Origin of the sequence: Flagellimonas ochracea, assembly GCF_009903685.1 — a bacterium.
Taxonomy (GTDB): Bacteria; Bacteroidota; Bacteroidia; order Flavobacteriales; family Flavobacteriaceae; genus Flagellimonas; species Flagellimonas ochracea.
Genome location: NZ_JAAABI010000008.1, coordinates 17,745 through 29,208, shown reverse-complemented (window position 1 = coordinate 29,208; position 11,464 = coordinate 17,745). Strand labels below are relative to the sequence as shown.

Sequence of the window (11,464 nt, the reverse complement as noted above, 5' to 3'; positions counted from 1 at the left end):
GCAATCAATTATTATTAACTAAAGTTTATTGTTGAGCTTGCTCAACTTTATCTGTGTAAGTACTTTTTTGGTATATAAGGGAAAGTCAGCGTTAAGCATCCAACCAAAGTAACCTGGTTCTTTTTCCAGTACTTCTTCAACTGTGGTTCCTTTATGCTTTCCAAAGGCAAAAATGGGCTCTTCTTCCTCATTCAACCCTATGAAACCAGCAAAATCCAAAGATTGTTTTCTCGTGGTGAACTCGGATAGTTTTTTAATATTGTTCTCCAACTCCGGATAGCGGTCCAGTTGGGAGAGCAATACCTCATAAGTAGCTTTTGTATCGGCCTCTGCGCTATGGGCATCATCCAAGCTTTTGTCGCAGTAAAATTTGTAAGCTGCTTTAAGTGTGCGTTGTTCCATTTTATGAAATATGGTTTGTACGTCCACAGATACCATGTTCTTCATATCGAAATCGACACCCGATCGCAACATTTCTTCCACAAGCAGCGGAATATCAAAACGGTCAGAATTATACCCTGCCAAATCACTATCCTTGATCATGGTGTAAATTTCCCTGGAAAGTTGTTTGAATGTGGGCTCATTGGCCACTTTTTCATTGGAAATGCCATGAACGGCGACAACCTCTGGAGGTATGGGCATTTCTGGGTTCACTAGCCAAGTCTTACTTTCTTTGTTGCCGTTTGGTAATATTTTCAAAATGGATATTTCTACGATTCGGTCCTTGGCCACGTTGGTACCAGTGGTCTCCAAATCAAAAAAGCATATGGGTTTGGTAAGTTTCAATTGCATAGCATGTATTTATTTAGATTTGGAAAAAAGCCAGGGCAGTAATTCAGGTTCGGCAAATGCATTATCCCAGCTATTGTGCCCTACCCCTGGGTAAACCGAATATTTTACATTTATGCCCTTTTCTTTCATGGCTTCCACCATTTGGCCCGAGCATTTTTCTGGAACCACCTTATCTGCTGCTCCATGGAACACCCACCAATCCAATTTTTTAAGTTGGTCACTTATTCTAGGGTTGGCTCCACCACATATAGGAAACGCTGCTGCAAACAGTTTGGGGTTCCTTCTCACCAATTCAAAAGTGCCGAAGCCCCCCATGGAAAGTCCCCCTACATAGATCCTTCTTTTGTCAACCTTATAGGTTTTTCCAATTTGTTTCAAAAGTCCTTCCAATAAAATCATGTCTGAAGTAGGTTCGGCATCCTCATAAAAAATGAACTCCCTGTTCGGAAAATCACCGTTAACATCAATCTTGGACCAACTACTATTTACAGAACACTGCGGGAATACCACAATAGCAGGATACTTTTCCCTTAGCTTTTCCTTTAAAAAAAGACTTGCCCCATGGGTCAGTTGTGCTTGGTTATCATAACCGCGCTCCCCTGAACCGTGTAAAAAGAGCACTACTGGATATCTCTTATTAGATTGAAAATTTTGGGGCAACAAAATTCTGTAAGGAAGTGTTTTACCCGCTGCCACAAATTCTTTTTTCTCATATTTGGTAAAATCTTGTGCCGAGGTCATGGTACCGAACAAAAGTAACAGTGGCAGAAATAGGGTGACATAAGACTTCAAAACCGTGTCATTTTTATTTGAAATCCCAAATTAAGCATAGTCTTGGGAAAAACTGCTATTCTAGAACTAGATTTCCCGATTAATATCCCACGCTTCGAGATAATCGGCAACAGTTTTTACGAACATACCTCCGAGAGCACCGTTCACTACTCTATGGTCGTAGCTATGGGATAGGAACATCTTGCTTCGGATACCTATATATTCTCCTTGGTCGGTTTCTATTACGGAAGGTATCTTCCTAATGGCACCCAATGCCAAAATACCCACTTGTGGCTGATTGATAATGGGGGTGCCAAAAACACTTCCGAAGGAACCAACATTTGTTACGGTGTAAGTGCCCTCTTTGATCTCATCTGGTTTTAACTGATTGTTCCTTGATCTATTGGCCAGATCGTTTACCGTTTTTGCCATGCCTACCAAATTGAGTTGGTCCGCATTTTTGATAACCGGAACAATAAGATTACCATCGGGCAGAGCTGCCGCCATACCCAAGTTGATATTCTTCTTTTTGATCACTTTATCCCCATCCAAAGAAATGTTCATCATGGGGTATTTTTTAAGTGCCATAGCCACTGCTTCCATGAAAATGGGGGTAAACGTTAACTTCTCCCCTTCTCTTTCCTCAAAAGCTTTCTTGACCTTGTTCCTCCAGTTGACCACATTGGTTACGTCCACTTCCACAAAACTTTGTACATGGGCCGAAGTGGATACACTATCAACCATATGCTGTGCAATGAGTTTTCCCATTCTAGTCAGTGGGATTATTTCATCGCCTTCGCCAACTGAAACAGGTGCAGGTTGTGGTTTCTCCTTAACCGTTTTAGGAGCTTCAACCGGCGATGGTTTAGGTTCAACCTTTTCAGGAGCCGTTGTGGTCTCTACGGCCGTCTTTCCATTGGATGAACGGCTTTCCAAATAAGCTTTTATGTCGTTTTTGGTGACTCTTCCCTCTTTTCCAGTGCCAACAATGGCCTCCAATTCGTCCATGGAAACGCCTTCTTCCTTGGCAATGTTTTTGACCAAAGGTGAGTAAAACCGTTGTGATTTGGAAAAATCGGGGGTGGAGGCGGTCACAGTTTCTTTTACTTCGGTCATTTGCTTTTCAAGAACCACTGCTGGTTCCTCGACCTTGGTTTCCTTTACCGTTTCTATCTGGGAGCTTTCTGCAGCTTCCTCTACCTCTCCTTCGGTCTGAATTACGGCAACAACCTCTCCTACTTTGATGACGTCGTCAACATTGAATCGCTTCTCAAGCAATACGCCTTCCACTTCACTTGGCACTTCAGAGTCCACCTTATCCGTGGCAATCTCAAATACGGCCTCATCCATTTCTATGGTATCACCCACTTCTTTCAGCCAGGTGGTCAATGTTGCTTCGGCAACACTTTCCCCCATTTGCGGTAGTTTTAATTCAAACTTTGACATATTCTTATTTAACGAACTAATATCGACTTAAGTTTTGCAAAAATAATAAAGAAATCTGCTTCTTATTAGATTTATCATAAAATTAATGATACTCCTAACCTGCTTTTATGGAATTCTCAAAAGGCACCCGATTTAGAATGCTCCTGCCTAAGGTCACCTCATCGGCATATTCCAACTCATCCCCTACTGAGATTCCCCGGGCTATGGTGGAGGTGACAACTTCCATTCCTTCCAATTGACGATAAATGTAAAAATTGGTCGTATCTCCTTCCATAGTGGAACTCAAAGCAAAAATGAGCTCTGATATGGTTCCTTTTTGAACACGCTTTAGTAGAGCGTTAATATTCAAATCTTGCGGCCCTACGCCTTCCATTGGAGATATTTTCCCCCCTAACACGTGATAGAGACCATTATACTGTGAGGTGTTTTCAATGGCCATCACATCTCGGATGTCCTCTACCACACAAACCAAGGTTTCGTCACGCTTCGGATTGGCACATATCTCGCACAATTTGGTATCCGAAATATTATTGCAGCATTCACAGAAATTGACTTCACTTTTTAATTTCACCAAAGCATTTGAAAGCAAATTTGTTCTTTCCTCGGGTTGCTTCAATAGGTGAAGCACCAAACGCAACGCCGTGCGTTTTCCAATACCAGGCAATTGGGACATCTCGTAGACCGCATTTTCTAAAAGTTTTGATGAAAACTCCATACACTTCAATATTGGGCAAAATTACGATTTTACGGTTACGAATTTACTTTTGTACTTTGCAAATCAAATTCCGACTATGTCCTCGACTCAAATTCTATTGTTGATCGGTGCTTATTTTTTGGTGCTGATGATTATTTCTCATTTTACGGGTAAAAATGATTCCAACGCTGATTTCTTTAAGGCTGGAAAGGAATCTCCATGGTATTTAGTAGCCTTTGGTATGGTGGGCGCCTCTTTATCCGGGGTTACCTTTATTTCGGTGCCGGGTTGGGTCGCAGATTCCCAATTTAGTTACATGCAGGTGGTGCTGGGGTACCTTGTGGGTTATCTTGTGGTAGCTTTTTTACTGCTACCCCTCTATTATAGGCATAATCTCACCTCCATTTATGAATACTTGCTAGACCGTTTCGGAACGGTAAGCCATAAAACAGGGGCTTTCTTCTTTTTTATATCGAGGGTTTTGGGTGCTTCATTTCGCTTGTATTTGGTGGCCATTGTGCTACAACAGTTCGTTTTTGACGATTTAGGGATTCGGTTTGAGTTCACTGTCATCATTTCAATACTGCTAATTTGGATCTACACCAACAAAGGAGGCATAAAAACCATTGTTTGGACCGATACATTGCAAACCCTTTTTATGATTTTGGCAGTAATATTGTCCATCTTTTTCATAAATGGGGAACTGGGTTGGAGTTTTGGAGAATTTTTGGTTTCTGATGAACTGAGAGATTACAATGAATTTCTGTACACTGACAGTTTGTTGGATCGAAACCATTTTATAAAATCTTTTGTTGGGGGTATGTTTGTCACCATTTGCATGACGGGTTTGGACCAAGACATGATGCAGAAGAACCTTACCTGTAAAACATTGAAGGACTCTCAAAAAAATATGGTCTCTTTCAGTTTTGTGTTGGTGGGGGTCACCTTTTTGTTTATGTTACTGGGTGCACTTCTTTTCATCTATGCCAAGAAGAACGGTATTTCGGTTCCTTTAATGGATGGTGAGGCAAAAACGGACTTATTGTTTCCTGAAATTGCTTTGAACAGTGGCTTGGGGCTTACTTTGGCCATTACCTTCATGCTTGGGTTGATCGCGGCGGCCTATAGCAGTGCAGATAGTGCTTTAACTTCTTTGACCACCTCTTTTTGTGTAGATTTTTTAAACATCGAAAAAAAGGGTGAAGAGGAACAGAAAAAAGTTAGGAAGCAGACCCATATAGCCATGAGCGTGATGCTGGTGCTTGTGATTATTGCATTCAAATACATTTTGAGCAGCAATGTAATAGATAGTTTGTTGACGGTAGCAGGATACACCTATGGGCCATTATTAGGACTTTTTGCCTTTGGAATATTCACAAGACATAAAATCAAAGATGCCTACGTTTGGGTAGTTTCGGTTGTTGTGGTGGCCATTATCGTATTCATTGCGAACATCCCATCAGAATATCTGGGAGGTTATGTATTGGGCTATGAACTGTTGCCCTTGAATGGGCTTTTAACATTTATCGGGTTATGGCTAATCAGAGACCGAAGAGCCATAACCAGCTAGTACTGTCCTGTGGCCAATAAGACCAGGGTACAGGCCACTTCAACCTGTATTCCCGCTTTTCGCAGCATTTCGTAAAACTCTGGGTTTTCGGTCCCTGGATTAAAAATGACCCTTCTAGGAGCTAAATTCAATATTGCCTGGTAATATTCGGATTGCCTACCCGGGTTTAGATAAAGGGTAACCGTATCTATATCTTCGAATTCATCCAGATTGTTTATGATCGGAACTCCGTGGGCAATTCCTTCCCTTAGACCGAAAGCTTGGGCATCGATTCCTTTTTCAACCAAGCGCAGAATTGCCAAATTGCTATAGCGATTGGGTTTTAACGATGCCCCAAAAACAAGTGCCTTGCCCATATGTTAATTTATCTGTTAAACTGATTCAAAGATTGTAACTATTTCGAAAAAAACTCGTCTATTGTCCAAAGAATCATCATTGATAAGGCTGTATTTTTATAGTTAATGGTTAGTGTTTAGTATAGCTTATCAATGCAAAGCCCTGGCATCACAATCCAAATGAGCCAGGGCTTCTTCTTTTCTTCTTCTTTTTGACATCCCCGATATTCAAGATTTATCATCATTTATTTGAGCAAAAAAATGTTAAACTTCATTTTTCCCTGTAACAAATTGACCTCTTCACAGTCTAGTAAGCAACATCAAGCTAATCAAAAAATGAACAAAGTCATGAGAAGTGTACTATCACTCTTAGCGCTACTTATCTGTAGTGTGTATTCAACAAACATTAGTGCCAACAATCCAGAAACGGCACTTGGGTCGATCTCCGGAACCGTTGTGGACAATACATTAAATCAACCGATAGCCTATGCTGCCGTAGTGATTAAATCGGAAGATGGCACCAAAACCATCACTGGTGGCATAACCGAGGAAGATGGCAATTTCGAGATAAAAAAACTGCCCGATGGATCTTTTATCCTTGAAGTTCAGTTTATTGGATATGAAACCCATTCGCAAAAACTGGAAATCAATAAATCCAATAGAAATGTAAATATTGGGACCATTACTTTGAAAGAGGCGGCCGAAAACCTGGAAGAAGTTGAAGTTGTTGCTGAACGAACCACAATAGAACAGCGCGTAGACCGCAAGGTAATAAACGTCGGCAAGGATTTGACCACAGCGGGAGCCACTGCTTCGGACATTATGAATAACATTCCATCGGTAAATGTGGATGCCCAAACGGGAGACATTACCTTAAGGGGCAATTCCAATGTGCGGGTTATGGTGGACGGTAAACTGTCCAACGTTCCCGTGGCACAATTGTTACGCCAAATACCCTCCACTTCTATTAAGTCCATAGAATTGATAACCAATCCTTCAGCCAAATACAATCCCGAAGGGATGAGTGGTATCATTAACATTGTACTGCACAAAAATGCCAATATTGGCTTTAATGGAAACGTCAACATAGGTCTTACTCAAGCCATAGAGGCCAAGTTCAACAGTTCCATCGATTTGAACTATAGAAATGGAAAATTCAACATCTACGGTAATTATGGCAACAACATTGGCAAGTATGTAAATGATGGGACCATATTGAGGTTGGATGAGAATTCCCTACAGGATTTTGATTTTTTCAACAACAACAAATCACACTTGTATAAGCTTGGAGTGGATTTTTACTTGAATGATAAGAACACCATCTCAGTGTTTACCAATCAAAACATTTTTGATGGAAAAGGAGATGGAATAACTGAGGTGACGTATTTTAACGACGCACAACGTAACATTACCCAGTTTTTCAATGATGTGAGCGATAACACAAGCGGACAGTACAATTTTGACTATAAATTGAACTTTGCCAAGGAAGGACACAACATAGAACTTGAGGTGGACCATAACGAATTTGAGAGTGGCCAAGATGCTACTTTCAGGTCGGTAGGTAATACCCTATTTCCCGATTACATGGATTTTGTGGATACCGAGCGTGATCAAACCTTCATCAATCTTGATTACGTGAATCCTTTGGACAGCATTTCCAAACTGGAAGTTGGACTTGAGTCCAGAGGTTTTAAAACCGAAGTGGATTATTCCTCCACTGGACTTTCCTTTAATTCCAATGGAGATTTGATTCCAACCCCAAGCACCGATTTCGTTTATGATATGGACATTTATTCGGCCTATGCCACTTTTTCACAGCGCAGGGACAAATGGTCTTATCAGGTAGGTGTCCGAATTGAGGATGTGGAGGTACAGGCCGATACCAACCGGGTTCGCGCCTTTACCGATAAATACACGCAGATTTATCCTTCTGCCTTTTTGACCTATAGCCCTAATGAGAAAGACCAATTCCAAGTGAGCTATAGCCGCAGGGTAGACCGGCCAGGTCTTCAACAAGTGAACCCCATAAGGGAATGGGCGACTCCGTTGATATCTTCCTTTGGAAATCCCAGTTTGGAACCACAGTTCACCGATTCTTATGAAGCCAACTACACCAAAAGATTCAAGGGAGGCAGCATCACCACAGGAGTATTTTACAGGACCATTTCCGACGAAATCAACCGTGCTGTTTACGTAGACCGTTTGGATTTTAACCGGTTGATATTGACTTTTGACAATTTTGACAATACCTCAGCCTACGGTTTCGAACTTTCTTCCAACTACAGACCTACCAAGTGGTGGAGCATTAACGGAAGTTTCGATTTCTTTTCGCAAACACAAAGGGGAATCACTGAAAGCTTGAGCGGCGATAGCCCAAACCCCACGGAGAACGACATTATCGTTGAAGATGTTGAAGTGGAAAATACAGCTTGGAACCTGAGGTTGAACAACAGTTTTACGGTCACCAAAAAGTTGACGCTCCAGGCGTTTGCCTTCTATCGAGGTCAAAACAGAACAATTCAGTTTCTGGCAGAACCCATGTATTTTGTAAATCTGGGTGCACGTTACAACTTTGCCGAGGGCAAGGGCACTATTAGTGTTAACTACAATGATATGTTCAATACCATGCGCTTTGCCTTTGATGGAGATCGACCTTATGAACAAGTGGGTGGCTTCAACTGGGAGAGCAACAATGTATATGTAGGCCTTTCTTATCGCTTCGGAAGTGGAAAATACCGAGCAAAACAGCGTAAAAGAAGGGACGACAATACCAAACAAACCGGAGGAGGAATCTTATAAAGAATTATTGGTATTCCTTGCCAGAGTGTTGGTTGGTTAGTCTTTCAAGGTTTATCAATAAAAACCCCAACTTCATTGTAAGTTGGGGTTTTATTTTATTTCAGAATTGACCTGAAACCCATCAATGCTGTTTGTGTTTTTTATTTCCCAGTACTTTTCCAGTCCATCAATTCCTTTATCTTCGGCCCAAGCTAAAAGTTCCCTTCTATCCTCTTTATATTCAATGAGCGGAACCCCCATGCCACAAGAGGTCTGTATTTTTTCTATTTGTACGTCTATCAATTGTCGGGCTCCTGGAGTTGTTGGGAAAAGGTCAATATGTTTGGTCCATTCCGAATCATTGTAATTACAGACCGATGCTTTGCCATACAGCCTTAAAATAAGTGGATTTCCTTCAAAAGCACAAAACATTAGGGTAATACGGTTTTTATGGGAAAGGTGTATTGCAGTTTCATTACCGCTACCGGTCATATTGAGCCAAATCACTCGATTCTCATTTATCACCCGAAGTGAATCCAGACCCTTTGGAGAGAGATTGACGGTGCCATCTTCCATCGCCGTGGCCACAAAAAACAATTTTTGGTTATTGATGAAATCAATTAGGGCGGATGTAAGCGCTTTAAGTTGTCGGCCCATTACCAGCGAATTATGGCACTTCCCCAGGTGAAGCCACTTCCGAATGCTGCCAATACTACCAAATCGCCTTCCTTGATCTTTCCAGATTCCCATGCTTCGGTTAGGGCAATGGGTATAGAAGCAGCGGTGGTATTACCATAATGCATAATATTATTGAAGACCTGATCATCGGATAGTCCAAACTTCTTTTGCACAAATTGCGAAATTCGAAGATTCGCTTGGTGTGGAATCAACATATCAATATCCTGTGGCCCCAAGCCATTGGCATTAAGCCCTTCCATAATCACTTCGCTAAAGCGGACCACTGCATTTTTGAACACAAACTGTCCATTCATATGTGGAAAATAAGAAGTATCGTTAGGATCATTATCCTGAAGGATATCATTTACCCAACGTTTGCCCATTCCCGGTGCTATTAACGACAATTCCTCTGCATGTTGACCTTCAGAATGCAAGTGGGTAGAAAGTATCCCCTTATTTGTATCTTCTTCTCTACTGATAACCGCAGCACCTGCACCATCACCAAAAATAACCGAGACTCCCCTGCCCCTGGTTGTCATATCCAAACCATGGGAATGTAGTTCGGAACCAATGACCAAAACATTTTTGTACATCCCGCTCTTTACATACTGGTCGGCCACGGAAATGGCATATACAAAACCGGAACATTGATTCCGGACGTCCAGTGCCCCTACGGTATTAATATTCAAATCGCGCTGCACCAACACACCCGGACCTGGGAAATAGTAATCTGGACTTAGCGTAGCGAAAATGATGAAGTCTATCTCATCCTTGTCAATTCCTGCTCGTTCAATAGCTATTTTCGCAGCTTTTACGCCCATGGAAGTAGTTGTGTCATCACCCTTGATAACATGTCTTCTTTCCTTTATTCCCGTTCTTTCCTGGATCCATTCATCAGAAGTGTCCATAAGTTTGGACAAATCATCATTGGTGACCACATTTTCAGGTACGAAAAAACCAAGTCCCGATATTTTAGCATTGTACATTATAATGAGCTTTAATTATGAATTAATTAAAAAAACAAGGGGCTAATTAACGGAAAAGTAAAAAATATATTCAATGAACTACCTATTTATTGGCAAAATTAATTGATGTAGTTCTTGAAATTATTGACTTTCACCTTGGCCTTAAGATCGTGAAGTAGATTATAAAGACCGAAAAAAGTTCGGTTCATGTACAGAAAATGTTTAGATCCCCGATTGCCATTCATTTTTCTTATCTGCTGATCCTTGGAATAGCGCTCACTCAAATTGGCGATACGCGCCCAGAAATCATCCGAGCCAAAATCGAACTCCTCCTGATTGAAAGGGGCTGTAAAAATCTGGAGCATTTCCTTAAAAAGTGCTTTGAAAAACGTTATTTCTTCAGGGGAGTCCGTTGCTGTCAAAATTTCCAATTCGTACAGCTTCTCCATAAAAACTGCATCGTTGTTGATGCTTTCCTCCTTTGCCAATTCAAAATAAGGAACATAAAATTCGTTGGGAATCTCTTTGATGCACCCAAAATCAATTGCTATCAATGTACTTTGATCACTTACCAGAAAGTTTCCGGGATGAGGGTCGGCATGTACTTTCCGAAGATAGTGTATCTGAAACATATAGAAGTCCCATAGTGCCTGACCCAACTTGTCGCCTGTTTCAGCTTTGAAATCGTTTCTTGTAAAATCTCCTAAATGCTCCCCCTTCATCCAATCCATCGTCAAAATACGTTCACTTGATAGATGACGATAGTATGATGGAAATTCCATATTGGGTATCACGGCACAAGCATCGGTAATTTCCTTGCTCTGTTGCAGTTCCAACACATAATTCGTTTCTTCGATGAGCTTATGCTCGACTTCTTTAAAATATTTATCCGAATCTTTCCCGTTAAGGTTGAACATTTTAATGGCAATGGGCCTTACCAAAGCCAAGTCACTGCTTATGCTATCAGCAACACCGGGATATTGTATTTTCACGGCCAACTCTTTACCATCTTTTTTGGCTTTATGTACCTGTCCAATACTGGCAGCATTGATGGAGTTTTTTTCAAAGCTGTCAAAAATGTCTTCGGGATACTTTCCCAGGTATTTTTTAAAGGTTTTTCTAACTAATGGAGCTGATAAAGGAGGCACTGAAAATTGAGCCAACGAAAATTTTTCCACATAGGCACTGGGCAATAGGTTCTTCTCCATGCTCAGCATTTGGGCCACTTTTAGGGCACTGCCTTTCAGGGTTTTAAGACCATCATAGATATCTTCAGCATTGTCTTGGTTCAATTCTTCCTTAGAAATATCTGGATTGACCAATTTTTTGCCATAATATTTCACATAATTGCCGCCAATTTTGACGCCCGTTTTTACAAGTTTCCCTGCACGTTCCAACTTTCCAGTGGGTATTGTGTCCAAAGTCTTCATAAACC

Annotated in this window: 10 protein-coding genes; 2 read left to right on the top strand and 8 right to left on the bottom strand. The window is 41.2% G+C overall.

Going from position 1 to position 11,464, the window contains the following annotated elements:
- Positions 1-18 precede the first annotated feature (18 nt).
- The 4 genes from GTQ34_RS15365 to recR all read right to left on the bottom strand — a co-directional run bounded on the left by GTQ34_RS15365 (position 19) and on the right by recR (position 3,724).
- The gene (locus GTQ34_RS15365; RefSeq protein WP_166524693.1) at positions 19-792 is read right to left on the bottom strand and encodes a 3'-5' exonuclease; all 774 of its coding nucleotides are present in this window, start codon (positions 790-792) and stop codon (positions 19-21) included.
- Positions 793-801: 9 nt separating this feature from the next.
- Positions 802-1,584: a carboxylesterase family protein gene (locus GTQ34_RS15360; protein WP_235915061.1), complete on the bottom strand. Its 783-nt coding sequence runs from the start codon at positions 1,582-1,584 to the stop codon at positions 802-804.
- 66 nt (positions 1,585-1,650) lie between these two features.
- The gene (locus GTQ34_RS15355) at positions 1,651-3,009 is read right to left on the bottom strand and encodes a dihydrolipoamide acetyltransferase family protein (protein WP_166524692.1); all 1,359 of its coding nucleotides are present in this window, start codon (positions 3,007-3,009) and stop codon (positions 1,651-1,653) included.
- Positions 3,010-3,103: 94 nt separating this feature from the next.
- Positions 3,104-3,724 carry a recombination mediator RecR gene (gene recR, locus GTQ34_RS15350; protein ID WP_166524691.1) on the bottom strand — a complete coding sequence of 207 codons (621 nt, stop codon included), beginning with the start codon at positions 3,722-3,724 and terminating at the stop codon, positions 3,104-3,106.
- A gap of 76 nt (positions 3,725-3,800) precedes the next feature.
- Here recR and GTQ34_RS15345 point away from each other — a divergent pair, with 76 nt between their 5' ends.
- Positions 3,801-5,273 (top strand): sodium:solute symporter, encoded by a 1,473-nt coding sequence (locus GTQ34_RS15345; protein WP_166524690.1) that lies wholly within the window; start codon positions 3,801-3,803, stop codon positions 5,271-5,273.
- Here the strand turns inward: GTQ34_RS15345 and GTQ34_RS15340 are convergent.
- Positions 5,270-5,629, bottom strand: coding sequence for a CoA-binding protein (locus GTQ34_RS15340; protein WP_166524689.1), 360 nt, complete (start codon positions 5,627-5,629; stop codon positions 5,270-5,272). The genes GTQ34_RS15345 and GTQ34_RS15340 overlap by 4 nt on opposite strands.
- Positions 5,630-5,956: 327 nt before the next feature.
- Here GTQ34_RS15340 and GTQ34_RS15335 point away from each other — a divergent pair, with 327 nt between their 5' ends.
- A complete protein-coding gene (locus GTQ34_RS15335) occupies positions 5,957-8,407 on the top strand; it encodes a TonB-dependent receptor (protein ID WP_166524688.1) in 2,451 nt (816 codons plus the stop codon).
- A 90-nt stretch (positions 8,408-8,497) separates the two neighbouring features.
- On the opposite strand, the gene GTQ34_RS15330 is transcribed toward GTQ34_RS15335, so the two are convergent.
- The 3 genes from GTQ34_RS15330 to GTQ34_RS15320 all read right to left on the bottom strand — a co-directional run bounded on the left by GTQ34_RS15330 (position 8,498) and on the right by GTQ34_RS15320 (position 11,459).
- Positions 8,498-9,043 carry a pyridoxamine 5'-phosphate oxidase family protein gene (locus GTQ34_RS15330; protein WP_166524687.1) on the bottom strand — a complete coding sequence of 182 codons (546 nt, stop codon included), beginning with the start codon at positions 9,041-9,043 and terminating at the stop codon, positions 8,498-8,500.
- Positions 9,043-10,050, bottom strand: a complete 1,008-nt coding sequence (locus tag GTQ34_RS15325) for a 3-oxoacyl-ACP synthase III family protein (protein WP_166524686.1) — start codon at positions 10,048-10,050, stop codon at positions 9,043-9,045. The genes GTQ34_RS15330 and GTQ34_RS15325 overlap by 1 nt, the downstream gene beginning before the upstream one ends.
- 98 nt (positions 10,051-10,148) lie before the next feature.
- Entirely contained in the window at positions 10,149-11,459 is a 1,311-nt protein-coding gene (locus GTQ34_RS15320; protein WP_166524685.1) for an ABC1 kinase family protein, read from the bottom strand.
- Positions 11,460-11,464 lie beyond the last annotated feature (5 nt).